Raw genomic sequence first — 24,866 nt, 5'->3', positions numbered from 1 at the left:
GAGACTCTACCGCGCACCTGTTTAGCGGAAGTGGGCGGTTTATGGAGGCCGTGTGGATCAAGGGCTCAAATCATTCTCATAATGAGGTACAGCGGTGATCCACCAAAAAAAATGATCAAATAACACTCGTAATAAAAGACCAGATCCTCGATATCGGGCATCGCGTTTAACAGCACGGTGAACGTAATAATGAGATAAACAAAAATCACCATCAGCCAGAAGGCGACGACAAATAGCTCAGTTAGCGCACCAGCTTTATTTTGGATGATCAGTGAGACCACCGACAACGCGATGCAGCCATAGATAATAGGGGAAGAGAGCAGCGTCGAGGCGACTTTTTCATCCACTCTGTGTACCAGCACCAGCCAGGTATAAAGTAATCCCCACGATAGCAGCAGAAACAGGGAATATATGCCCAGTTTTTTAGGAGAGAAATATTTTGAAAGTTCCATGTTCATTATTTCAGCCAACTTCATAAAATCTTTAAGAAACAGTGGTAATTTGCAGCGCGCAATGCACAACGCGTTATGCCTCAATAGCGATTTTGAACGGACATTGTCGAGTCTTTATTGACTGAATGTGTAGGCTGTGTGGAGAAATAACCGGGCATTTAAATCAACCGGGAAATTTTCGTAACTACGGCACTTTTTCCCGGAGGCTGTGTCTTATTGTGCTAAAGATATCTGATAGCGTGCTTAAAGGGATTTCACCCGCGGAGATAATATGAACAAAAATACGCTGATCCTTGTTGTTGAAGATGAAGACGAAATCGCCGATATACTGATGAGCTACTTAGAGCGTTCGGGAATGAAAACGCTGAGGGCAAGGCAGGGCGAGCAGGCGATAACGCTTAATCGCCTCCATAAACCGGATCTCATCTTGCTGGACATTCACCTGCCCGTGTGTGACGGCTGGAGCGTGCTTACTACGCTTCGCCACGAAAGTGCTGTCCCCGTCATTATGGTTTCCGCTCTCGATCAGGACGTCGATAAGCTTATGGGTCTGAGGCTCGGGGCGGATGATTACGTAATCAAACCCTTTAACCCCTCTGAGGTTGTCGCACGGGTTGAGGCGGTGCTGCGCAGGACAAAACCTGCGCTTCAGCAGGCGGGTTCCCTGCCGCTCAGAACGCCCTTTATTACGGTCTATCCGGATGATTTCTACGTGGAAGTCACCGTGGGCGAAGAGGTTATCTCCCCGGTATTAACGACGACCGAATTTAAATTACTTACCTGGCTGGTGCGTTATCCGCGAAAGGTCTGTTCCCGTGAAGAGTTACTCAACGCGTGTCTGCCAGAAGGCGATACGCTCGACAGAACGGTCGATAGCCATATGAGCAAGTTGCGTAAAAAACTGGAGCTTGCAGGCCTTTACGGTGTTCCCGAGAGCATCAGAGGCATGGGATACCGGCTTGGGGAAAAGAAATGAACAAAGAGTCTGTCCTGAGTCGTCAGATCTTAACGTATATGCTGTTGCTGACGTTTACGATAATTGCCATCGCCATTCTGGGCTCCTGGTTTTTTTACTCCTTTATTCTGGATCACCTCCCGGGCGGCCCTGCTGCGGGCGATGATGAGCAGATGACGATGTGGGACTGGGCATGGATTGGGACCGCGACTACGATCAGTATGATTATTGCCCTCTTTTTCACGGTCAAACTGTCATCGCGAATACTCACCCCGCTAAACGCGGTCGCGTCCAGCCTGAGAAAGATTTCTCAGGGAGATCTGGATGCCCGGGCATTCTGTGCCAGTTCCCGGCTGGGTGAGATCAATCACCTTGTGACGGATTTCAATGAAATGGCGGAAAAATTACAGACGCTGGATATTCAGAGGAAATCCTGGAATGCGGCTATTGCGCATGAGCTGAGAACCCCGGTCACGATCTTGCGCGGACGGCTTCAGGGGTTGGTTGACGGTGTTTTTACCCCGGACCCGGTGCTGTTTAATAATCTTCTCAAACAGACGGAAGGGTTAACCCGCCTGATTGAAGATCTCCGGGTTGTCAGTTCGGATGGCGGGGCGGGATACACGCTATACCAGTCCAGAACAGATTTAAAAGGGACAATACAGGACGCGCTCGATACCTTCATGCCCGAGTTCAGCCGTAAGGCATTTACCGTCAATACAGAACTGAGGGATCAGCAATGCGTATTCGATCCGTTACGCATCAATCAATGTCTGACCGTTTTATTTGACAATGCCTTACACTATTCTACCTCGCGCAAACTCATCGTGAAAAATGGCGTTTCTGATAAAGGCAATTTTATCCTTATTCAGGACGGGGGACCGGGCATTCCCAGGGAATTTCATGATTTCTTATTTCAGCCCTTTCAGCGCGATAATGGCGCCAGGCAGTTGAACCCGGAAGGCTGTGGTTTGGGCTTGTCAGTGGTAAAAGCCATCATGCTGGCGCATGGTGGCGATGTTACCTATACCTTATCGACGCAAAACCACTCGATATTTAAACTTACCTGGCCCGACTCGTGAGTTTCAGCGGCAGGTCAAATGCACCTGCCGGCGATAAATGCCATATTTTTCCTAACTTAGCATCCCATTCCTGCGGGGTAATCGTCAGTTTACCGCGTCTCGGGCTTAAGGTTATTTCACTGAAATAGATGTCTTCTTTTTTTAGCATGAGGTCAACGCGGCAGTAGTCAATGCCATCCGCCAGCTCCTGGGATGCCAGCAACGCTTGTCGGAACAAGACCGGTTCGTCTGGATTTACTGAAGTATTCGGATACTCCATCTGGAAGGGTTGTAAGTTCCAGTGCCTGTCGTAAACGTTGATAAAACCGTTGCCGTTATCATCCGTAAAATCCGCTTCAACATAGTGGGCGACGCCATGAAAGCAATGGATCCTCAGCATTTCGGGCGTCGTATTCCTGTCAGCATCATCGAAGAGATCGACGAATGGCTCGCAAAGTATACTCGGCGTAATGTTTTTGTACTGCCACTCACGCGTGGTGTAGTACAAATTTTTCTTTAACGCGAGGCTCAGTTTTTTACGCGCTTTCTTGTCGTTAAATTGCGCTTTGTTCGTACATATTATTGTGCTGCCGCTATCATGGTTGCACTTAAGGACGAATTTGTCAGGGAGCACGGAAAAATCAATCTGCGACGCCCTGGTATAAACGCCAATTAATGGCACCGTTTTCACGCGCGTTGTTCTGGAGGAAACGTATGCCCGAACGGCGAGTTTATCGGCAAGCATCGTGTAGAGGTTATTATGGTCATAGACCAGACGATGACATATTTTTTCACTCAACGTCGTGGGTGATTGAATATCAGGTTTTGTCCCGGATGTTTTCTTGAGCCTCACAGTATGAAAGTGCAGGTCCGTCATTAAGAATGAACGGCATTTTCTGATGAGATACTCTGTGTATTTTAGAGCATAAGTGGCGGTATTCATTTCTTCTCCTCCGTAATGTCCGGATATTCTGGAGAAGAACTGTTGAATGATATTGCTTAAAAGATGGAGCAGGGATGGAGACGAAAATTAAAAGGATTAAATAGCGTGTAAAGGCTATTTAATCCTTATTGAGCGGTGCAACGTTTGTTTACCGGTCTTTGCGCCATGCATCGGCGGTTAATGCTTCACCGAAATGACCGGCTATCAGTCGTTTTGTCAGCTCATGAAGCGGGGAGGCCATCACATCCGCCGTGCTGCCGCGCTCGACAACCTCTCCCTGGTGCATGACCATCACCTGATCGCTGATGTGCTTCATCATTCCCAGATGTTGGGTGACATAGATATACGAGATACCCTGTTTTTCCTGCAATTCCAGCATCAGGTTAATCAGCTGAGAGCGCATAGACATATCCAGCGAGGCAAGCGCTTCATCAGCAATGATCACTTTTGGCCGCAATATCAACGCACGCGCCAGACCCAGACGCTGTTTCTGGCCGGGGGCCAGCATATGCGGGTAGTAGCTTTCGTGATCCGGTAACAGCCCAACCATGCGCAGAGTTTCAAATACGCGCTTACGGCGCGCCTCTGGCTCCAGGTCGGTGTTCAGACGCAGCGGAAAATCGAGGATCTGCGAAATGCGCTGGCGTGGATTAAGCGAGGTAGACGGATCCTGGAAGATCATGCGGATGCGCTGGCTGCGGAAAGAGTAATCCCCGAACGTCAGAGGATGATCGTCAATCAACACTTCGCCTGCCGTCGGTTCAACCATGCCGGCGAGCATTTTTGCCAGGGTGGATTTCCCGGAACCGTTTTCGCCAATGATCGCCAGCGTCTGTTTTTCACGCAGCGTAAAGCTCAGCGGCTTCACCGCGTCGACAGTTTGGCGATGAAACAGCCCCGTGCGGTAGCGAAAGGTCTTACTCAGGTTGCGGACTTCCAGTAAGGTTTCGACCATTTCACTCTCTCTCCATGTTCAGCGGGAAATGACAGGCGTAAAGATGATTTTTCGCCCCGGTCAGGCGTGGCGTCTCGATACATTTACGCTGAGCATAGGGACACCGCGGCCCCAGACGACAGCCTATCGGCAGGGATTCCAGCAGCGGAATCGCCCCCGGCAGGGTATTCAGGCGGCTTTTATGCGGCATCGCGCTGCCAAAATCCGGAATCGCACGGATAAGCGCCTGCGTATACGGATGATGCGGCGCGGTGATCAGGTCTTCACTCGGCGCGGTTTCGACCGTTTGCCCGCAGTACATCACGTCAATTTTATCCGCCCATTTGCTGAGCATTTGCAGGTCATGGCTGATCAGCAAAATGGTGGTGTTGTTATTCTGGTTGAGACGCGACAGCAGGCGGAAGATTTGCGCCTGCGTGGTGGGTTCCATCGCGTTGGTGGGCTCATCCGCAATCAGCAAACGCGGCTGATTGGCCAGCGCGATGGCAATCATTACTTTCTGACATTCGCCGTCGGTCAGCTCGTACGGGAAGCTGCGCATCGCATCTTTGTGATCTTTGATCCCGACGCGGTGTAAAAGCTCGATGGCGCGACGCTTGCGCCAGCCAACGCGCTGCCACCAGCGGCCTTTATAGGTCCAGCCGGGGATGTTCTGCATCAGCTGTTTGCCCACGCGTTCGGACGGGTCGAGACAGGACTGCGGCTCCTGGAAAATCATCGAGACGTTATGCCCGACCAGCTTACGCCGCTCGCGGGGGGAGAGGCGCAGCAGATCGATATCATCAAAACGCATACGGTCTGCGGTGACGCGCCAGTTGTCTTTCGCTACGCCGCAGATGGCTTTGGCGATCAGGCTTTTGCCTGAGCCGGATTCACCCACCAGCCCACGAATTTCACCCTCGGCGAGGGTAATGCTGATGCGATCGACGGCTTTAACCCAGCCTTCACCGGTTTTGAATTCGATGGTGAGGTTGCGAATATCAAGAAGCGGCATTATTGCACCCCCGCATTAATTGCACGGCGAATACCGTCGCCCAGCAGGTTGATGAGCAGCACGCTCACCATAATGGCCGCACCCGGCAGCATAACCGTCCACGGTGCCACGTAAATTAATTCCAGCGCGTCACCGAGCATCGCACCCCATTCGGGCGACGGCAGCTGCGCGCCGAGGTCGAGGAAGCCGAGCGCCGCAATGTCCAGGATCGCCATCGACAGGGCGCGGGTGATCTCAGTGACCAGCCCGGCGGCGATGTTAGGCAGCACGGCAAACCACAGAATGTTGAAGGTCGTCGCGCCGTCCAGACGGGCTGCGACGACATACTCTTTTTCCAGTTCATCATGCACCATGCTGTAAACCGAGCGCACGATGCGGGGCAGGATAGCCAGCCAGACGGCGAACATGGCATGCGACAGATGGGGACCGGCAAAGGCAACCACAATGATCGCCAGCAGCAGGGACGGAATCGACAGCAGCGTATCCAGAATGTGGTTAAGCACCGCCGAGCGCAGGCCATGTGTGGATCCTGCAAAAATACCGAGCGCCAGCCCGCAGATCGTTGCCGCGAGCGTCACCACAAATGCGCCGCCAACCGTCGGGGCTGCACCGCTCAGCAGGCGGCTCAACACGTCACGTCCGAGGTCGTCCGTTCCCAGGAAGAAAGAGACTTCACCGTAGCGCGACCAGGACGGTGGCAGCAGCTGATAGCCAAGGAACTGCTGGTCAATGCCGTACGGTGCAAACCACGCGCCAAAGACGCACAGCAACACCAGACCGGCACAGCCATAAAGGCCGATCATTGCCGTGGTGTCACCATAGAATTTACGCCACACGGTGCGCAGCACACCGGGCGTGCGCTTTTCACTGTATACGCTATCGTAAGGCATACCATTCCTTATGCTTCAATGGGTTAGCCATAGCACCCAGAATATCGGACAACACGTTGACAATAATTACCAGCGAACCAATCACCATCACACCCGCAGAAATAGCGGCGTAGTCCTGCTGGCGGATGGCGTTAATCAGCCATCGCCCAAGTCCTGGCCAGCTAAAGACCATCTCGGTGATCATGGCCAGCGTCAGCATGGTGGAAAACTGTAATCCCAGACGCGGAATAACCGGCGGTAGCGCGTTGTGCAGGACGTTGCGACGCAGTATGGTCAGGCGTGACAACCCGCGCGTGGCGGCGGCTTTGACGTAGTTCTGGTCAAATACCTCGATGGTGCTCAGGCGCATCAGGCGGATCACTTCGGTTGTCGGCGCAACCGCCAGGGTCAGCACCGGCAGTACCATATGGCGCAGGGCGCTGACGATCATCTCGTGGCGCCACACCGAATCGGACAGCCACGCGTCAATAATGGCAAAACCCGTCACCGTTTTAACCGTATAGAGCAGGTCAAAACGCCCCGAAACCGGCAGCCAGCCCATCGTCAGCGAGAAGAAAAGCGTCAGCAGCAGCGCCAGCCAGAATACCGGGATGGAGAAGCCGAACAGGGCGAGGGCGCTGATAAACTTATCCTGCCATTTGTTGCGATAGATCCCGGCCAGCATGCCCACGGGAATGCCAACCATCAGGGCAAAGCCGAAGGCCAGAATGCACAGCTCCATCGTGGCCGGGAACACCTCTTTCAACTGCTGGGAAATCAGCTGCCCGTTAATGCTGGACACGCCGAAATCCCAGTGCAGGAGCCCGTTAAACCAGAAGAGCCAGGCATCCCACAGCGACGACCCCTGAAGCGGGGCATGGGGCGTGAAATAGCTCAGGCTGAAGCCGACAAAGTTCAGGAAAAAGAGCGTCACCAGCAGCAAAAGGAGCCGACGTAAGGTAAAAATAATCATGGTTTTTTCACCTCTTGTTCTTTTTCACGCGACACGCCAGCGAACGAGGCGTTGCCGAACGGACTCAGTACCAGACCTTTAATATCATAACGATAGGCCTGAAGACGCAGGGAAGAGGCCAGCGGCAACACCGGCAGTTCCTGGGCGAGGATCTTCTGCGCTTCATCATAGGCGTCAATACGTGAGGCCAGCTGCTGGGAAGCCAGCGCTTTTTGCAGCACGGCGTCAAACTCCCGGTTACACCAGTGGGCGTAGTTGGTCTGCGAGTTTATCGCCGCACAGCTCAGTAGCGGCCGGAAGAAGCTGTCCGGATCGTTACTGTCGGTCGCCCAGCCGGTAAGGGTTAAATCATGATTCATGTCCATCAGGCGCGCCTCCTGGAAACGGCCCTCAACCGGTACGATGATCACTTTGACACCCACCTGCGCCATATCTGCCTGCAGCAGTTCGGCGGTCTTGAGCGGGCTGGGGTTCCACGCCTGGGAACTGGTGGGCACCCAAAGCTGCAGCGTCAGGTTTTCTGCCCCCAGCGCTTTCAGCTGTTCACGCGCTTTTGCCGGATTGTATTCCGTAATTTTAGCTTCACCGTCATAGGCCCACGAGGCGCGCGGTAAAATTGAGGCAGCGGTTTCCGCCGTGCCGTAATAGATCGACTGCATCAGACGCTGGTTGTTAATGGCCAGCGCAAGGGCGTGCCGAACGGCAGGGTTGTTCAACGGCGGTTTATCTGTGTTAAAGGCCAGATACGCGATGTTCATCCCCGGGCGTAGCGTCAGACGCAGACGCGGATCGTCGCGCAAAATCGTGAGCTGGCTGGCCGCGGGCCAGGCAAGGACGTCACATTCCCCGGTGAGCAATTTCGACAGACGTCCCGTTCCTCCAGAGCCGAGATCCACCACCACCTGCGGCATCAGCGGCGTACCGCGCCAGAAGTGTTCATGGCGCTGCAGACGAATATATTGACCGGCGCGATATTCGGCCAGCTGGAACGGACCGGTGCCAACCGGCTGGCGATCGAGCAGTTCCTGACGATCCTTTTTCGTCAACTGAGCCGCGTATTCGGCCGACATGACGGATGCATAGTGGGTTGCCAGGTGCCAGAGGAAGGAGGCATCCGGGCGCGTCAGCGTGAATTCAACCGTGCGGTTGTCCAGTTTACGCACGCTTTTCACGGTGTCGGCAAACTGCAGGCTGTCGAAATAGGGGAAATTGCTGCCGTTAACGTTATGCCACGGGTGGTTGCGGTTAAAGATACGCTGGAAGGTGAAGACCACGTCATCTGCGTTCAGCTTGCGCGTAGGGGTAAACCACGGTGTGCGTTGAAACGCGACGTCATCGCGCAGGTGAAAACGGTAGGTTGCGCCGTTATCCAGCACTTCCCAGCTTTCCGCAAGCTCAGGCACCAGACGGTAGGTGTACGGGTCAACATCAAGCAGACGATCGTAAAGCTGCGCGGCAAGGGTATCCACAATCAGGCCGCTGCCCGCTTTTTGCGGGTTGAAGGTATCCACCTGGCCGCTTACGCAATAGACGAAGCCGCTGTCACGAATGTCAGGCTGCGGCGCTAGCCCGGGCGCGGCAAAGGCCAGGCTGCTAAACAGACCAAGTGCAAAAAAGGACGATAAAACCAGACGCATAATTTTTAAGGTATTATATATGAAGTGGCTATCCTACTAATTTTAAACGACATTATCCAGTGTCGTTTAAGCCTGAGGGCATAATGGGGGCAGTAACGTTTGCAGTCGGTCACTCAGCGTCACAACCAGATGCACGTTCATACCTGCAATCCACTTTGAATATACCTCATGGACTATCTTAGCATTTTCGTGGCGCATCTGACTCGCTATAAACGAAGGATTCGCTCCGGCGGATAGCATCAAGCTTGTGAATGTATGTCGCGAATGACAGGAAGACATGTTGTCGCTATCAGATCTGGGATCATACTTTCTGAAGAAAAATAGCTGGTAAAATGCGGCCGTTTATCACCAGATCTGAGAGCAGATCAAGTACGGGTAAGGCAATGGCATACGCACAGTCTAAATAGCATAGAGTAAAAATGCTCACTTTGTTGTTACGTGCGTACCTGCCACCCTGGTTCATTTTTTCAGCACTTTCATAAGCATCATCAGTACAAACGCTATCATTGCAGACAGGCCAAACTTGATCAGAATTGCTGTGAAATCATAGTTATTCATGGCTTCTTCACCATCGCCTGAAATCTGGATATGTTGCATGAAAACATCATTAATCCAGCTGTCCGGTAAGAGGATAAAACAGGCAATAAGTAAAACAACGAATATTATGATTTTCATCTCACACCACATTTACTGAAGTCAGGTACACCACGAACATCAATACGTCCGTAAGCCATCAATCCTTTACCGCCGGGTACAATCACTTTTTTCCGGTTGAGTAACGTATTCCGTAAAATCTGGAAGTCGGCCGCTCTGTAAAGGGTGATACAGCCCCACGACACACCAGAACCATCGGTGTTGAGAGGATGAAGTCTGAAACTCCCGCGTCTCGCCCCATTAACATAGACGTAATCGCTCATGGTTTGTGCGCTATACAAACCGAACCATTCAGAGTGATGGTTTTTGTACAGGTGTACCATATCGATAAATTCTGCTCTGACCTGGTTAACAAAACTGCCAGCGGGGCGGTCAACAATCCAGTAAGTACCCGGCGGTATAGCGGCTTTTTCGATATCTGAACAGTTTGGATTGTTTATATACCGTTCAATTCCTGACAGTACGTCAAACGATCCAATACCGTAACAATCCAGCTTGAGCGTTTTCCCATCTGGCGACAGCCGACCATAATCCATCATGCAAATCTGCAAGCTCATACTCCCGTTGCGATTGTCATTTTGCAGAAATGATAATCGATAATAAATGGCTGGTTAACCTACTAAATTTTCATTACAGGCAGGTTAGTGATTAAGCATGTTTGGTAGTAACGGGGTGAGGATGCCAGCAGAGTGCTGTAAACCTTATGAAGAATATCTATCAGACCATGCTCCGTGAAAATCTCTGCGGTTAAGTGCTGATATTGTCAGCGCATTTGATGCTTTTTAAGCAATGCCCTTAACTGATGGTAGGTCAGACCCAGCAGTTCAGCCGCCCGTTTCTGGTTGTATTTCGCCATCTTTAGGCTTTGCTCCAGCAGCTGTTTCTCCTGGTCGTGCTGGAACTGGCGTAAATCAAGGGGGAGAGTAGGGTGATCGCCTGAAGACGTTGGCACGGTCAGAGACGGTACGCTGCGCTGAAAAGGATCGATAATGATGTTGTCCAGCTCGGTCTCGCTGCTGCCGTGGCGATAGACGGAACGCTCCACGACGTTTTTCAGTTCGCGGATATTTCCCGGCCAGTGGTAAGCAAGCAGCGTCTCCTGTGCATAATCGCTGAAGCCGGGGAACAGCGGCAGTCCGAGCTCGCGGCACATCTGAATCGCAAACTGGTCTGCCAGCAGCATGATGTCGCTTTTGCGCTCGCGCAGCGGAGGAAGCTGAACGACGTCAAAGGCCAGGCGGTCAAGCAGGTCGGCACGGAATTTCTCCTCCGCCACCATCTCCGGCAGGTTGGCGTTCGTGGCGCACACCAGGCGCACGTTGACCTGCAGCGGCTGGCTACCGCCGACGCGCTCCAGCTCGCCGTATTCAATCACGCGCAGCAGTTTTTCCTGCACCAGCATGGGCGCGGTGGCCAGCTCATCAAGAAACAGCGTACCGCCGTCGGCGCGCTCAAAGCGTCCGGGATGGCGCTTCTGGGCACCGGTAAATGCGCCCGCTTCATGGCCGAAGAGCTCGGTATCGAGCAGGTTTTCATTCAGCGCCGCGCAGTTAAGGGAAATGAAGGGGCCGTCCCAGCGCCCGGATAAATAGTGCAGACGGTTAGCTATCAATTCCTTTCCCGTTCCGCGTTCACCGATGATCAGTACCGGTTTGTTGAGCGGCGCCAGGCGAGAAACCTGTTCCAGCACTTCCAGAAAACTGTTTGCTTCGCCGAGTAAATTGTCTTTGTATCCAGGCATGATGAAATTAACCACTCCTTAGCGATATTCACCAGGCAAGAATAGTTCTTTACTGCATGAAAATCAATCAGTCTCAGTAAAATCAATAAGATAAAAAGTTGGCATGATGTTTGTATTATCTGTACAGCAGGGCATAGCCCGATAACAGAACTATGAGGATTTAATTATGGGTATTTTTTCTCGTTTTGCCGACATCGTGAACGCCAACATCAACTCACTGCTTGAGAAGGCGGAAGATCCGCAGAAGCTGGTTCGCCTGATGATTCAGGAGATGGAAGACACGCTGGTTGAAGTGCGTTCTACCTCCGCCCGTGCGCTGGCGGAGAAAAAACAGCTTACGCGTCGTATTGAACAAGCTACCGCTCAGCTGAACGAATGGCAGGAAAAAGCGGAACTCGCGCTGCGTAAAGATAAAGAGGATCTGGCTCGTGCGGCGCTGATCGAAAAACAGAAGCTGGCAGAGCTGGTCGCGACGCTCGAGCATGAAGTGACGCTGGTGGATGACACGCTCACCCGTATGAAGAAAGAGATTGGTGAGCTTGAAAACAAGCTGAGCGAAACCCGCGCGCGTCAGCAGGCGCTGACCCTGCGTCACCAGGCGGCAAGCTCTTCCCGCGACGTGCGTCGCCAGCTGGACAGCGGTAAGCTTGATGAAGCGATGGCGCGTTTTGAATCGTTTGAACGTCGTATCGACCAGATGGAAGCGGAAGCCGAAAGCCACGGCATCGGTAAGCAGAAGTCGCTGGATCAACAGTTCGCCGACCTGAAGGCCGATGATGAAATCAGCGAGCAGCTGGCGGCACTGAAAGCCAAAATGAAGCAAGACAACCAATAATAATTCCTGCGGCACCTGAGCGTGCCGCATCGTAAGACAAGGAGTACACATGAGCGCGCTTTTTCTGGCCATTCCCCTGACAATTTTCGTGCTGTTCGTTTTGCCGATTTGGCTATGGCTGCACTACAGCAACCGTTCTTCACGGGGCGAACTTTCCCAGAGTGAACAACAGCGTCTGGTTCAGCTCTCCGATGAGGCGAACAAAATGCGCGAACGCATTCAGGCGCTGGAAGCCATCCTGGATGCTGAACATCCAAACTGGAGGGACCGTTAATGTCTGGACTGAATCTGAACAAAAAGTTGTGGCGTATTCCGCAGCAGGGCATGGTGCGCGGCGTTTGTGCCGGGCTGGCTCATTATCTTGATGTCCCGGTAAAACTGGTGCGCGTGGTCACGGTGCTATCGATCTTCTTCGGACTGGCGTTTATTACCCTGGTGGCATATATCGTCCTGTCGTTTGTCCTTGACCCGATGCCGGAAGGAGAACTGGCTGCGGAAGGTGCCCCCACCAGCAGCGATCTTCTCAATGCGGTTGATGCGCAACTCGCCGCCGGTGAGAAGCGGCTACGGGAAATGGAACGCTATGTCACGTCGGATACCTTTACGCTGAGAAGTCGTTTTCGTCAGCTTTAAGAGAGAGATGAGATGAAACAACACTGGCAACAGGCCGGTCAGAAGGTAAAACCCGGCCTGAAAATCGCAGGTAAACTGGTCCTGCTGACCGCGTTACGGTTCGGACCGGCAGGTGTGGCGGGGTGGGCAATAAAATCCGTTGCCCGCAAGCCGGTCAGAATGGTGCTGGCCGTGGCGCTCGAACCGCTGTTGCAAAAGGTGGCAAAACGGCTTTCTCGCCGCTACTTATCCCAATAACCCCCGCTGGCGTTAGCCCTTTCCCTTCCGGGAGAGGGACTGACGACGGTTAACCGCATTTTCTCTTTTTCCCGTGCTTTCTTTGCGGCAGCTCACAATATTACGCTGAGCTGCTTTGCAATCACCTTTTTCCTCTTCCCGGTCCGTTGACAGATATTTTTCATGGGAGTAGATTGCCACTTCGTGGGACCGCTACCATGGAAAATGAAATGAAGGCAAAAATTAAAGAACTCATTAATCTTGTTTATGGGGTAACGTTTTCTGAAGCCCAGTTTAAGGTGCTGATGGAAAATATTGGAAAGGCCGCTTCTGTTATTACAGAGAAGCGTAAAACGGGATGGGATGAAAAAGATGTTGTTCTGATTACCTATGCCGATCAGTTTTCAGCGAAAGGGGAGATAGTACTGCCGATTTTTACACGTTTTTATAACAAATGGCTTTCCCAATCTTTTTCTCATGTCCATCTTTTGCCTTTTTATCCATGGTCTTCGGACGACGGATTTTCTGTTATTGATTATCATGAGGTTGCGCCTGAAACGGGTACGTGGCGAGATGTAGCTGAATTAAAACAGTCCACCAGCTTAATGTTCGATTTCGTCTGCAACCACATGTCATCCAAAAGTAAATGGTTCTCTAATTATCTGAAGCAAACGCCTGGCTATGATGATTTCTTTATTTCTGTCGATCCTGAAACAGATTTATCCGCGGTGACGCGTCCGCGTGCCTTACCGCTTCTTACACCTTTCACGCTGCATGATGGCAGCGTGCGACACCTGTGGACCACCTTCAGCGAGGACCAGGTTGATCTTAACTTTGCCTCTCCGCAGGTGCTGATCGCGATGGTGGACGTGTTGCTGCATTACCTGATTGAAGGGGCGCGATACATTCGTCTGGATGCTGTGGGCTTCATGTGGAAAATACCCGGAACAAACTGCATCCACCTTGAGCAAACCCACCAGCTTATCCAGCTTTTCCGCGCTATCACTGAAGCTGTCGCCCCGGGGACGGTGATTATCACCGAGACGAACGTTCCGCATAAAGATAACGTCGCTTACTTCGGTGACGGTGAAAATGAAGCGCAGATGGTTTATCAGTTCTCTTTGCCGCCGCTGGTATTGCATGCGGTGCATTGTCAGGACGTCCGGACGCTGAGCCAGTGGGCAGCGTCGCTGAGGCTGCCTTCGACGAAAACCACCTGGTTTAACTTCCTGGCCTCGCATGATGGGATTGGTCTGAATCCGTTGCGCGGAATTTTACCTGAGTCGGAAATCCTCTCTCTTGTGGAGAAACTTCAGGCTGAAGGGGCGTTGGTTAACTGGAAAAATAACCCGGATGGTACACGCAGTCCTTATGAAATTAATGTGACCTATCTGGATGCATTAAGTACACGTGACAGTCTTGATAGCCATCGGATTGCCCGGTTTATTCTGGCGCATGCCGTCCTCTTAAGTTTCCCCGGCGTGCCCGCGGTTTATATCCAGAGTATTCTCGGCTCGCGTAATGATTATGCAGGTGTTGAACGTCTGGGATACAACCGCGCGATAAATCGTGAAAAATACATTGCAGGACAAATTGATAGCGTGCTTGAAGATAAAAATAGCCTGCGCTCTCAGGTCTATTGCGCATTAAGCCAGTTAATCGCGCTGCGTCGGGCGGAAAAAGCATTCCATCCTGACAGTGAAGCTTATTTTAGTGCGTCAGGTGAGCATGTATTAAAAATCGTTCGCGTTGCGGATTGTGGCGAAAAAATAACGGCGCTGTTTAATTTCAGCGATGGCATTCAAACGGTGGAGTCCGATATTCAATCCGGAACGGAGTTGATTGCCGGAAAAGATATTACAGATAAAACGCTGACCCTATATCCATGGCAGGTGTTGTGGATTAAAGAAAACTAAAAAGGACCTTAAAAATGAAAATGCCCAGAATTGTGCTGATATCAGCACTGGTTTCGTGCGCCCTGTTATCAGGCTGCAAGGATGACAAAAAGTCTGCTGTCACCATTGAGTTTATGCACTCATCTGTCGAGCAGGAGCGTCAGGCGGTTATCACGAAGCTGATCGAAAAATTTGAGAAAGAGAACCCCGGCATCACGGTGAAACAGGTGCCGGTAGAAGAGGATGCCTACAACACCAAGGTTATTACGCTCGCCAGAACGGGCGCACTGCCTGAGGTAATTGAAGTCAGTCATGACTACGCGAAAGTCATGGACAAGGAACAGCTGCTGGATCGCAAAGCTATTGGTGAAGCCATTAAAGCGGTAGGCGAGAACACCTTCTATGACGGCATCTTGCGTGTTGTGCGTACGGAAGATGGTTCTGCCTGGACGGGGGTGCCAGTCAGTGCCTGGCTATCCGGCGTCTGGTATCACAAAGATGTGCTTGCTGCAGCGGGTATCCAGGAGCCGCATAACTGGGAACAGCTGCTGAAAGCCAGCCAGAGCCTTAACGACCCGGCCAAAAAACATTACGGCATTGCGCTGCCCACCGCGGAAAGCGTGATGACAGAGCAGGCATTCTCCCAGTTTGCGCTTTCCGGCGGCGCGAACGTTTTTGATGCCAAAGGGAACGTCGACATCGATACCCCTGAAATGGCAAAGGCCCTGGCGTTTTATAAAGCCCTGGCCGCGACCACCATGCCGGGTTCAAACGACGTCATGGAGATCAAAGATGCCTTCATGAACGGTTCTGCGCCGATGGCGGTTTACTCCACCTACATCCTGCCGGCGGTATTCCAGGATGGAAACCCTGCCAACCTGGGTTTCGTCGTCCCAACAGAAACATCTTCTGCAGTTTACGGCATGGTCACGTCGCTGACGATTACCACCGGTCAAACCGAAGATGAAACTCAGGCGGCTGAAAAGTTTGTGACCTGGATGGAGCAGGCTCAAAACGCAACCGACTGGGTCATGATGTCGCCTGGCGCGGCACTGCCGGTGAACAAGCTGGTGGTGGGCACTGATACCTGGAAAAACAACGATGTGATTAAAGCGTTTGGGCAACTGCCTTACGAACTGATTGCGCAGTTCCCAAATGTTCAGGTGTTTGGTGCCGTGGGCGACAAAAACTTCACCCGCATGGGCGATGTAACCGGGTCCGGCATCATCAGTTCCATGGTGCATAACGTCACGGTAGGTAAACAAGATCTCAGCAACACGCTTAGTGACAGCCAGAAGCGACTGACTGATCTGATTTCACAACGATAGGAGCGCTCTGCGGAAGGAAATTATGAAGACGTTGTTTTCTGGTCGTTCAGATATGCCTTTCGCCATGCTGCTGTTGGCCCCCAGCCTGATTTTGCTGGGGGGCCTGGTGGCCTGGCCAATGATTTCCAATATTGAAATCAGTTTCTTACGTCTGCCACTGAACCCGCGTATAGATGCGGTGTTCGTCGGGCTCGATAACTACATCCGCATTCTCGGGGATGCTGCTTTCTGGCACTCGCTGTGGATGACCTTCTGGTACACCGCGCTGGTGGTGATTGGCAGCACGGGGCTGGGGCTGGCTGTTGCGATCTTCTTTAACCGTGAATTCCGTATGCGGAAAACGGCGCGTTCACTGGTAATTCTGTCCTACGTTACGCCGTCCATTTCGCTGGTGTTTGCATGGAAATACATGTTCAACAACGGCTACGGCATTGTGAACTATCTGGGCGTTGACCTGCTGCATCTGTATGACCAGGCGCCGCTGTGGTTCGACAATCCTGGCAGCAGTTTTGTACTGGTGGTGCTGTTCGCCATCTGGCGTTACTTCCCGTACGCGTTCATTTCGTTCCTGGCGATTTTGCAGACCATTGATAAGTCGCTGTATGAAGCGGCGGAAATGGACGGCGCGAATGCCTGGCAGCGTTTTCGAATCGTTACGCTACCCGCGATTATGCCGGTGCTGGCAACGGTGGTGACGCTGCGCACTATCTGGATGTTCTACATGTTTGCGGATGTCTACCTGTTGACGACCAAGGTCGATATTTTGGGCGTCTACCTCTACAAAACGGCATTCGCATTCAATGATTTGGGTAAAGCAGCGGCGATCTCCGTCGTGCTGTTCGTGATCATCTTCGCGGTGATTCTGCTGACCAGAAAAAGGGTAAACCTCAATGGCAACAAATAAACGCGTACTGAGCCGCATTGGTTTTTATCTGGGGCTGGCGGTGTTTCTGGTCATCACGCTGTTCCCGTTCTTCGTGATGCTAATGACGTCATTTAAGAGTGCGAAAGAGGCGATATCGCTTAACCCGACCATATTGCCGCAGGCGTGGACGCTGCAGCATTACGTCGACATCTTTAACCCGCTGATTTTCCCGTTTGTGGACTACTTCAAAAACAGCATGGTGGTGTCGCTGACCTCATCGGTGATTGCCGTATTTCTCGGCACGCTGGGGGCCTACGCCCTGTCCAAACTGCGTTTTAAGGGCCGCACGACGATCAATGCGAGTTTTTACACCGTCTACATGTTCTCCGGGATATTGCTGGTGGTGCCGTTGTTCAAAATCATCACTGCCCTTGGGATCTACGACACCGAGCTGGCGCTGATTATCACCATGGTGACCCAAACGTTACCGACAGCGGTGTTCATGCTGCGCAGCTATTTCGACACCATCCCGGACGAGATCGAAGAAGCCGCGATGATGGACGGCCTGAACCGCCTGCAAATCATCTTCCGCATCACCGTGCCGCTGGCGATTTCCGGGCTCGTGTCGGTGTTTGTCTACTGCTTCATGGTGGCGTGGAACGACTACCTGTTTGCGTCCATTTTCCTGTCCAGCGCCAGCAATTTCACCTTGCCGGTCGGGCTGAACACGCTCTTTAGCACGCCAGATTATATCTGGGGTCGCATGATGGCGGCATCGCTGGTGACGGCGCTTCCGGTGGTCATCATGTACGCCCTGTCTGAACGTTTTATTAAAAGTGGTTTGACCGCCGGTGGCGTGAAGGGCTGAGGCGGCCAATTTTAACAAGGAGTCAGTCATGAAAAAATTAGTTGCGACAGCGCCTCGTGTGGCGGCGCTGGTGGAATATGAAGATCGTCCGGTTGCGGTTCATGAAGTGAAAATTCGCGCTCGCTTTGGCGCGCCGAAGCACGGTACCGAAGTGGTGGATTTCCGCGCCGCCAGTCCGTTTATCGATGAAGAGTTCAACGCGGAGTGGCAGATGTTTACCCCGCGTGAAGAGGGTACGGCCCGCGGGATCGAATTCGGTAAGTTCCAGCTGGGCAACATGATTGTTGGCGACATTATCGAATGCGGTGATGACGTCACTGAATATCAGATCGGCGACAGCGTCTGCTGCTACGCACCGCTGCAGGAAACGGTGATCGTTAACGCGGTGAACAACTACAAGCTGCGCAAAATGCCGCAGGGTGCCTCCTGGAAAAACGCCGTTTGCTACGATCCAGCGCAGTTCGCCATGAGCGGCGTGCGTGATGCCAACGTGCGGGTCGGCGATTTTGTAGTCGTGGTGGGGCTGGGGGCGATTGGGCAGATTGCTGTCCAGCTGGCCAAAAAAGCCGGGGCGTCCGTCGTGATCGGTGTCGACCCAATCGAACACCGCTGCGAGATCGCCCGTCGTCATGGGGCCGACCACTGTCTGAACCCAATCGGCACTGATGTCGGTCTGGAAATTAAAAAGCTGACCGGGAAGCAGGGCGCGGACGTGATCATCGAAACCAGCGGCTATGCAGATGCACTGCAGTCCGCGCTGCGCGGACTTGCCTATGGCGGCACCATCTCCTACGTAGCCTTCGCAAAACCGTTCGCGGAAGGCTTTAACCTTGGCCGCGAAGCGCATTTCAATAACGCGAAGATTGTCTTCTCCCGCGCCTGCAGCGAACCCAACCCGGACTACCCGCGCTGGAGCCGCAAACGTATTGAAGAGACATGCTGGGAACTGCTGATGAACGGCTATCTGAATTGTGAGGATCTGATCGACCCGGTCGTGACCTTCACCACCAGCCCGGAAAGCTACATGACGTATGTCGATCAGCACCCGGAACTCAGTATCAAAATGGGCGTCACTTTTTAAGCTAAGGAGAGCAAATCATGAAAATCGCAACGCAAAACCAGGCCTTTTTCCCGACCAATATCATGGAAAAATTCGAGTACATCAAAGCGATGGGTTTTGATGGCTATGAAATTGATGGCCGACTGCTGGTAGAAAACCTCGCCGAGGTAAAAGCGGCCATCAAAGCCACCGGTCTGCCGGTGACGACGGCCTGCGGTGGATACGATGGCTGGATTGGCGACTTCATCGAAGAACGTCGTCTGAACGGGTTAAAGCAGATTGAACGCATTCTGGAAGCGCTGGCTGAGGTGGGCGGCAAGGGCATTATCGTGCCTGCTGCCTGGGGAATGTTTACCTTCCGCCTCCCGCCAATGACCTCCCCACGCAGCCTGGAAGGAGACCGCAACGCGGTAAGCGCCTCCTTGCGCTGGCTGGATGAGGTCGCGGCGCGCACAGGGACGACCGTCTACCTGGAGCCGCTGAACCGCTATCAGGATCATATGATCAACACCCTTGCTGATGCGCGTCGCTATATCGAAGAGAACGGCCTGAAGCACGTGCAGATCATCGGCGATTTCTATCATATGAACATCGAAGAAGACTCGCTGACGGATGCGCTGCATCAGCACCGCGATCTGCTGGGCCATGTGCACATCGCAGATAATCACCGCTATCAGCCGGGCAGCGGTAGCCTCGATTTTGCCAGCCTGTTCGATCAGCTGCGTGCGGATAATTACCAGGGTTACGTGGTGTATGAGTGCCGTGTCCGCGCCGAGGATCCGGCGCAGGCTTATCAGGACTCCCTCACTTATTTGCGTGAATGCTAAGGATGACGAGCGTGATGAGTGCTTCTTCACCTTTGCCTCTGCGCGTCGCCATTATTGGCGCCGGGCAGGTCGCGGACAAAGTGCATGCCTCGTATTACGCCACGCGCAGTGATGTTCAGATGGTGGCTGTCATGGACAACCATCCTGAACAGGCTCGGGCGTTTGCGGAGCGTCATGGTATTCCCTCGGTATGGCAGGATGCGCGAGAGATGCTCGAGGCGGTTAAGCCGGATGCGGTGAGCGTCTGTTCGCCTAACCGGTTCCATTTCGAGCACGTCATGGCCGCGCTGGAAGCGGGCTGCCACGTAATGTGTGAAAAACCGCCGGCTATGACGCCGCAGGAGGCCGATAGGATGCGCATGGCCGCGCGCAAGGCGGGGAAAGTGCTGGCGTATGATTTTCACCATCGTTTTGCTCTCGATACGCAGCTGCTGCGTGAGGCTGTGATGAAGGGGGCGCTGGGAGAAGTTTATTACACCACGGCCCAGGCGCTACGCCGCTGCGGGGTTCCAGGCTGGGGCGTCTTTACCAACAAAGCGCTACAGGGCGGTGGGCCTCTGATTGATATCGGTATCCATATGCTCGATGCCGCAATGTACGTGTTGGGGTTCCCGGCGGTAAAAAAGGTGACGGCACACGGCTTCCAGAAGCTGGGAAACCGTAAAAGCAGCGGCCAGTTTGGCGAGTGGGATCCCACGCAGTTTACCGTTGAGGATGCCCTGTTTGGCACGATTGAGTTCTGCAACGGTGGCATTCTGCGCCTCGACACGTCGTTTGCGCTCAATATCCGGGAGCAATCGATCATGAACGTCGCATTCTGCGGTGAAAAGGCGGGCGCTACGCTGTTCCCGGCGCACATCTACAACGATGAAGGCGGTGTTTTAGTCACCCTCACGCAGCGTGAAGAAGCTGACGACCAGCGTCATATGCGCAGTATGGATGCCTTCGTACGGCATGTGCTGGGAGAGCCCGTTACGATAGCTGATGCGGAGCAGGGGCTGGTTATCCAGCAGCTTGTCGCCGCGCTGTATGAATCAGCAGAAACAGGGGAAAGCGTGACCTTATGCTAAACGTGTCTGTATTAACCGACCCGGGCTTTTGTCCACACAGCCTGAATAAATACGCCTCCATCATGGCCTGCGGTAATGGCTACATGGGGGTCCGCGCTGCGCATGAAGAAGATTACACCCAGCAAACCCGAGGCATGTATCTTGCGGGTCTCTATCATCAGGCGGGTCGTAACGAGACCACTGAGCTGATCAATCTGCCGGATATCACCGGTATTGATGTTGAGCTGGATGGCGTCAATTTCACGCTCCTGTCAGGCGAAATTCTCGAGTGGCAGCGCGAGCTGGCGTTTGCCAACGGCGAACTTCATCGCCGCGTCGTCTGGCGCTCCCCCAACGGAAAGCGCTATCGCCTGGAGAGTCGTCGTTTTGTCTCTCTGGATCAGCTGCCGCTTGTGGCCATGCAGCTTTCGATCACACCGCTTGATGATGTCACGCAGGCCGTGCTGAAAACCGGCATTGATGCAACGCAAACGAACAGCGGCAGACAGCATCTGGATGAAATGTCGGTCAGAGTGTTTGACCAGCAATACATGCAGGGCGTGTATGAAACGCAGGACCGTGCGTCAGAAGTTGTTGTTTCGGCGTTTTGTCAGCTCTCTGCGAAGAGCGACAGCTGCTTCACCGCCAAAAATCGTCGTCTCAGCGTTCATCATTCGCTGACGATTGCGAAGGGTGACACTGTCACGTTAGAAAAGATCGTCTGGGTGACGCATCGCAGTGATAAAGCACTGTCGCAGGCCTCTTTCGCTCGCAACGTGCTGGCCGATCTTAAGGTCTGTGCGGCAAGAGGCTACGACGCGTTGCTTGAGAGCTCATCGTATGCCTGGGAAGAGGTCTGGCGTGACGCTCGGGTGGAAGTGGACTCTACGGAGTATCAGGATCAGATGGCGCTGGATTACGCCGTCTGGCATTTGACGACCATGACACCTGCCCATGATGAGCGAAGCAGTATCGCCGCCAAAGGGCTGACGGGCGAGGGGTATAAAGGCCACGTCTTCTGGGATACCGAAATTTTCCTGCTGCCTTTCCATCTCTTCACGCGGCCCCGAACCGCCCGCAGCCTGTTGCGCTATCGTTGGCTGAACCTGGCCGGGGCGCGGGAAAAAGCCCGTCGCAACGGCTGGCCAGGCGCGCTGTTCCCATGGGAGAGCGCCGCGAGCGGCAAAGAGGAGACGCCGGAGTTCGCGGCTATCAACATCCGAACCGGCACGCGCCAGAAGGTGGCCTCTGCGCTGGCGGAACACCACATCGTGGCGGACATTGCCTGGGCCGTCGTCGCTTACTGGCAGGCGACACACGATGATGCCTTTATGCGGAATGAAGGTCTGACGCTGCTGATGGAAACCGCTGCGTTCTGGATGGGCCGCGCAACGGAAATCAATGGTCGTCTCGAAATCCATGACGTCATCGGACCGGACGAATACACCGAGCATGTGAACAACAACGCTTATACCAACTATCTGGCCTGGCACAACGTCGCCTGCGCTCGCCAGTTTATGGCGATGTTTGGGCGCGAGGATGAAGGTTTTACGCAGAATGCCTCACGGTTCCTGGCGAGCTTATGGCTACCAGAGGCTGACGCGGACGGTGTGCTCCCCCAGGATGATACCTTCATGGCAAAACCTGCCATCGATCTGAGCCGCTACAAAGCCAAAGCGGGTAAGCAGACCATTCTGCTCGATTATTCCCGCGCGGAAGTGAACGAGATGCAGATTCTTAAGCAGGCCGATGTGGTGATGCTTAATTATCTACTACCGGAGCGGTTTACCCCGCAGCAGTGTGCCGCCAATCTGGCGTTCTACGAACCCCGCACAATCCATGACTCTTCGCTGAGCAAGGCCATCCACGGCATTGTGACCGCCCGCTGTGGCGATACGGAAGGGGCCTACGCCTTCTGGCGCGCCGGCGTGGCTATCGATCTGGGCGACGATCCGCACAGCAGCGACGACGGCATTCATGCCGCGGCCACGGGTGCTATCTGGTCCGGCGTCATTCAGGGCTTTGCCGGCATGCAGATAGTGGAAGGGGAGCTGCACCTTGCGCCCAGGGTGCCAGCCCACTGGCGAAGACTTGCTTTCCCCCTGCGCTGGCGGAACACCACGCTGCGCTTTACGTACGAAAACGAGGTTTTAACCATTGAAGCTTCGGCACCTGTCACGCTGACGCTGTGGGGCAAAACGCTACACGTATCGGGGCATAAAGTTTGTGCCTGTAAGGACTTTCTTGCATCTGTGAATGGGACCGCTACCACGGAGGTGCACCATGACGCTTAAGGCTGTTGTATTCGATCTGGACGGTGTGATCACCGATACCGCACACCTCCATTTTTTGGCCTGGCGTGCAGTGGCGGAGGAAATCGGCATCACCATCGATGAAGTGTTTAACGAACAGCTGAAGGGTATTAGCCGCATGGATTCCCTTCAGCGCATCCTGAAGCATGGCGGGAAAGAGGGAACGTTTAGCGATGAGCAGTGCCTGGCGCTGGCGACGAAGAAAAACGCGTTCTATGTCCAGTCTCTGGCGTCACTGACGGAAGATTCACTGCTTCCCGGTATTCGCGACGTGCTGGCGGATATCCGTGCGGCGAACGTCAAAATTGGGCTCGCCTCCGTTTCCCTGAATGCCCCTGGCATCTTGCGCGCCCTGGGCATTCAGCACGCTTTTGATTTTTGCGCTGATGCTTCCCTCATTATCTGTTCGAAGCCTGACCCGGAGATCTTCCTCGCCGCCTGTGCTGGCCTGAATGTGCGTCCTGAAGAGGCCATGGGTATCGAAGATGCACCTGCAGGCGTTGAGGCGATCAACGCGGCGGGCATGCTGTCGGTCGGGATTGGCTCAGGCCTGACCCATGCGGGATTACAGCTTCATTCAACGCAGGAACTGACCTGGAAATGCCTGACCGATTTCTGGGCCTCCCGGGCGTATTGATAAGGAATTAAAAATGGCACAACTGTCACTGAAACATATTCAGAAAATTTACGATAACCAGGTCCACGTGGTGAAGGATTTTAATCTCGAAATCGAGGACAAGGAGTTTATCGTTTTTGTCGGTCCGTCTGGCTGCGGTAAATCGACAACGCTGCGCATGATTGCAGGGCTGGAGGAGATCAGCGCGGGTGAACTGGTCATTGACGGCGTTTGCATGAACGACGTGCCCGCCAAGTCTCGCGATATCGCGATGGTGTTCCAGAACTATGCGCTTTACCCGCATATGACGGTCTACGACAACATGGCGTTTGGCCTGAAGATGCAGAAAATCGCTCCGGCGGTTATCGAAGAGCGCGTTCACTGGGCGGCACAGGTCCTCGGCTTACGGGAGTACCTCAAGCGTAAACCCGGCGCGCTGTCCGGCGGACAGCGTCAGCGCGTGGCGTTGGGCAGGGCGATCGTGCGCGAAGCGGGCGTGTTCCTGATGGATGAACCGCTCTCCAACCTCGATGCCAAGCTTCGCGTGCAGATGCGGGCTGAAATCAGCAAGCTGCACCAGAAGCTTAATACCACCATGATTTATGTGACCCACGATCAGACGGAAGCCATGACGATGGCAACCCGCATCGTGATCTTAAAAGACGGCATTATCCAGCAGGTCGGTGCCCCGAAGCAGGTGTACAACGAACCGGCGAACATGTTTGTCGCAGGGTTTATTGGCTCGCCAGCCATGAACTTCATTCGCGGCGCTATCGATGACCGCTATTTCGTCACGGAAACGCTGCGTCTGGCGATCCCGGAAGACACGCTCGCTTCACTGAATGCCGCAGGGTATCAGCGCAAAGCCGTAGTCTTTGGCATCCGCCCGGAAGATATTCTCACTCTGCAGAGCCGCGGTGAAAACATCGCGGCGAAAGTTAGCGTCGCCGAACTGACCGGCGCGGAGTTCATGCTCTATGCCACCGTTGGCGGCCATGAACTGGTGGTTCGCGCAGGCGCCGCGAATGACTATGCCGCTGGGGATAATATCGACATCCAGTTCGATATGAGTAAGTGCCATTTCTTCGACGCTGAAACCGAAGCGGCTATTAGATAAGAAAGGTGTTT

The 24,866-nt window shown here is 53.6% G+C and carries 26 protein-coding genes and 1 pseudogene; 16 read left to right on the top strand and 11 right to left on the bottom strand.

Features of this window, described 5'->3' with window-relative positions; genetic code table 11:
- Positions 1-65: 65 nt before the first annotated feature.
- Positions 66-476 carry a colistin resistant protein CrrC gene (crrC, locus tag AC0TNG_RS19450; RefSeq protein WP_473723530.1) on the bottom strand — a complete coding sequence of 137 codons (411 nt, stop codon included), beginning with the start codon at positions 474-476 and terminating at the stop codon, positions 66-68.
- 247 nt (positions 477-723) lie between these two features.
- Here crrC and AC0TNG_RS19445 point away from each other — a divergent pair, with 247 nt between their 5' ends.
- Both AC0TNG_RS19445 and AC0TNG_RS19440 read left to right on the top strand, forming a co-directional pair.
- Positions 724-1,428 (top strand): response regulator, encoded by a 705-nt coding sequence (locus tag AC0TNG_RS19445; protein WP_024907133.1) that lies wholly within the window; start codon positions 724-726, stop codon positions 1,426-1,428.
- Positions 1,425-2,489, top strand: a complete 1,065-nt coding sequence (locus AC0TNG_RS19440; protein WP_024907134.1) for an ATP-binding protein — start codon at positions 1,425-1,427, stop codon at positions 2,487-2,489. Before AC0TNG_RS19445 ends, AC0TNG_RS19440 begins: the two co-directional genes overlap by 4 nt.
- On the opposite strand, the gene AC0TNG_RS19435 is transcribed toward AC0TNG_RS19440, so the two are convergent.
- The 10 genes and pseudogenes from AC0TNG_RS19435 to pspF all read right to left on the bottom strand — a co-directional run bounded on the left by AC0TNG_RS19435 (position 2,470) and on the right by pspF (position 11,234).
- Entirely contained in the window at positions 2,470-3,411 is a 942-nt protein-coding gene (locus tag AC0TNG_RS19435) for an ATP-grasp fold amidoligase family protein (RefSeq protein WP_061714983.1), read from the bottom strand. The two genes, AC0TNG_RS19440 and AC0TNG_RS19435, sit on opposite strands and share 20 nt — an antisense overlap.
- Positions 3,412-3,559: 148 nt before the next feature.
- Positions 3,560-4,366: a putrescine export ABC transporter ATP-binding protein SapF gene (sapF, locus tag AC0TNG_RS19430; protein WP_023312051.1), complete on the bottom strand. Its 807-nt coding sequence runs from the start codon at positions 4,364-4,366 to the stop codon at positions 3,560-3,562.
- Position 4,367: 1 nt separating this feature from the next.
- Entirely contained in the window at positions 4,368-5,360 is a 993-nt protein-coding gene (gene sapD, locus AC0TNG_RS19425) for a putrescine export ABC transporter ATP-binding protein SapD (protein ID WP_008501228.1), read from the bottom strand.
- Positions 5,360-6,250 (bottom strand): putrescine export ABC transporter permease SapC, encoded by an 891-nt coding sequence (gene sapC, locus AC0TNG_RS19420; RefSeq protein ID WP_024907136.1) that lies wholly within the window; start codon positions 6,248-6,250, stop codon positions 5,360-5,362. Before sapC ends, sapD begins: the two co-directional genes overlap by 1 nt.
- A complete protein-coding gene (gene sapB / locus AC0TNG_RS19415) occupies positions 6,237-7,202 on the bottom strand; it encodes a putrescine export ABC transporter permease SapB (RefSeq protein WP_024907137.1) in 966 nt (321 codons plus the stop codon). The genes sapC and sapB overlap by 14 nt, the downstream gene beginning before the upstream one ends.
- Positions 7,199-8,839 carry an ABC transporter substrate-binding protein SapA gene (gene sapA, locus AC0TNG_RS19410; RefSeq protein WP_267214943.1) on the bottom strand — a complete coding sequence of 547 codons (1,641 nt, stop codon included), beginning with the start codon at positions 8,837-8,839 and terminating at the stop codon, positions 7,199-7,201. Before sapA ends, sapB begins: the two co-directional genes overlap by 4 nt.
- Positions 8,840-8,905: 66 nt before the next feature.
- Positions 8,906-9,103: pseudogene (locus AC0TNG_RS19405) on the bottom strand (site-specific integrase); the annotation flags it as partial.
- 195 nt (positions 9,104-9,298) lie between these two features.
- Positions 9,299-9,514 (bottom strand): hypothetical protein, encoded by a 216-nt coding sequence (locus AC0TNG_RS19400; protein WP_148769845.1) that lies wholly within the window; start codon positions 9,512-9,514, stop codon positions 9,299-9,301.
- Positions 9,511-10,050 carry a DUF2778 domain-containing protein gene (locus AC0TNG_RS19395; RefSeq protein WP_410374662.1) on the bottom strand — a complete coding sequence of 180 codons (540 nt, stop codon included), beginning with the start codon at positions 10,048-10,050 and terminating at the stop codon, positions 9,511-9,513. The genes AC0TNG_RS19400 and AC0TNG_RS19395 overlap by 4 nt, the downstream gene beginning before the upstream one ends.
- 206 nt (positions 10,051-10,256) lie before the next feature.
- Positions 10,257-11,234: a phage shock protein operon transcriptional activator gene (pspF, locus tag AC0TNG_RS19390; RefSeq protein WP_024907141.1), complete on the bottom strand. Its 978-nt coding sequence runs from the start codon at positions 11,232-11,234 to the stop codon at positions 10,257-10,259.
- Between the two features lie 166 nt (positions 11,235-11,400).
- On the opposite strand from pspF, the gene pspA reads away from it, so the two are divergent.
- From pspA to AC0TNG_RS19320, 14 genes are all read left to right on the top strand, one after another.
- A complete protein-coding gene (pspA, locus tag AC0TNG_RS19385; protein WP_021240283.1) occupies positions 11,401-12,069 on the top strand; it encodes a phage shock protein PspA in 669 nt (222 codons plus the stop codon).
- 49 nt (positions 12,070-12,118) lie between these two features.
- A complete protein-coding gene (gene pspB / locus AC0TNG_RS19380; protein WP_023312045.1) occupies positions 12,119-12,343 on the top strand; it encodes an envelope stress response membrane protein PspB in 225 nt (74 codons plus the stop codon).
- On the top strand, positions 12,343-12,702 hold the full coding sequence (gene pspC, locus AC0TNG_RS19375; RefSeq protein WP_008501237.1) for an envelope stress response membrane protein PspC: 360 nt from the start codon (positions 12,343-12,345) through the stop codon (positions 12,700-12,702). The genes pspB and pspC overlap by 1 nt, the downstream gene beginning before the upstream one ends.
- Before the next feature lie 12 nt (positions 12,703-12,714).
- Complete coding sequence (gene pspD / locus AC0TNG_RS19370) at positions 12,715-12,939, top strand: phage shock protein PspD (RefSeq protein ID WP_023312043.1); 225 nt, start codon at positions 12,715-12,717, stop codon at positions 12,937-12,939.
- 197 nt (positions 12,940-13,136) lie between these two features.
- Entirely contained in the window at positions 13,137-14,834 is a 1,698-nt protein-coding gene (locus AC0TNG_RS19365; protein ID WP_473712663.1) for a sugar phosphorylase, read from the top strand.
- A gap of 14 nt (positions 14,835-14,848) precedes the next feature.
- Complete coding sequence (locus AC0TNG_RS19360; RefSeq protein ID WP_061714987.1) at positions 14,849-16,141, top strand: ABC transporter substrate-binding protein; 1,293 nt, start codon at positions 14,849-14,851, stop codon at positions 16,139-16,141.
- A 22-nt stretch (positions 16,142-16,163) separates the two neighbouring features.
- The gene (locus AC0TNG_RS19355; protein WP_022648300.1) at positions 16,164-17,045 is read left to right on the top strand and encodes a carbohydrate ABC transporter permease; all 882 of its coding nucleotides are present in this window, start codon (positions 16,164-16,166) and stop codon (positions 17,043-17,045) included.
- Positions 17,032-17,874 carry a carbohydrate ABC transporter permease gene (locus tag AC0TNG_RS19350; protein ID WP_023335920.1) on the top strand — a complete coding sequence of 281 codons (843 nt, stop codon included), beginning with the start codon at positions 17,032-17,034 and terminating at the stop codon, positions 17,872-17,874. The genes AC0TNG_RS19355 and AC0TNG_RS19350 overlap by 14 nt, the downstream gene beginning before the upstream one ends.
- Before the next feature lie 28 nt (positions 17,875-17,902).
- Positions 17,903-18,955 carry a zinc-dependent alcohol dehydrogenase gene (locus AC0TNG_RS19345; RefSeq protein ID WP_208762967.1) on the top strand — a complete coding sequence of 351 codons (1,053 nt, stop codon included), beginning with the start codon at positions 17,903-17,905 and terminating at the stop codon, positions 18,953-18,955.
- 17 nt (positions 18,956-18,972) lie between these two features.
- Positions 18,973-19,761 (top strand): sugar phosphate isomerase/epimerase family protein, encoded by a 789-nt coding sequence (locus AC0TNG_RS19340; protein WP_048991935.1) that lies wholly within the window; start codon positions 18,973-18,975, stop codon positions 19,759-19,761.
- Positions 19,762-19,775: 14 nt separating this feature from the next.
- Positions 19,776-20,831, top strand: a complete 1,056-nt coding sequence (locus AC0TNG_RS19335) for a Gfo/Idh/MocA family protein (RefSeq protein ID WP_473712708.1) — start codon at positions 19,776-19,778, stop codon at positions 20,829-20,831.
- Positions 20,825-23,104, top strand: a complete 2,280-nt coding sequence (locus AC0TNG_RS19330; RefSeq protein ID WP_473712662.1) for a glycoside hydrolase family 65 protein — start codon at positions 20,825-20,827, stop codon at positions 23,102-23,104. The genes AC0TNG_RS19335 and AC0TNG_RS19330 overlap by 7 nt, the downstream gene beginning before the upstream one ends.
- Positions 23,094-23,759, top strand: a complete 666-nt coding sequence (gene pgmB / locus AC0TNG_RS19325; RefSeq protein ID WP_473712661.1) for a beta-phosphoglucomutase — start codon at positions 23,094-23,096, stop codon at positions 23,757-23,759. Before AC0TNG_RS19330 ends, pgmB begins: the two co-directional genes overlap by 11 nt.
- Positions 23,760-23,772: 13 nt before the next feature.
- Complete coding sequence (locus AC0TNG_RS19320) at positions 23,773-24,855, top strand: ABC transporter ATP-binding protein (RefSeq protein ID WP_473712660.1); 1,083 nt, start codon at positions 23,773-23,775, stop codon at positions 24,853-24,855.
- Positions 24,856-24,866: the final 11 nt, after the last annotated feature.

The organism is Enterobacter sp. PL_is514 (assembly GCF_055816715.1).
Note: the sequence above shows the minus strand (reverse complement) of the source record. Positions and strands in the feature narration are given on the sequence as shown.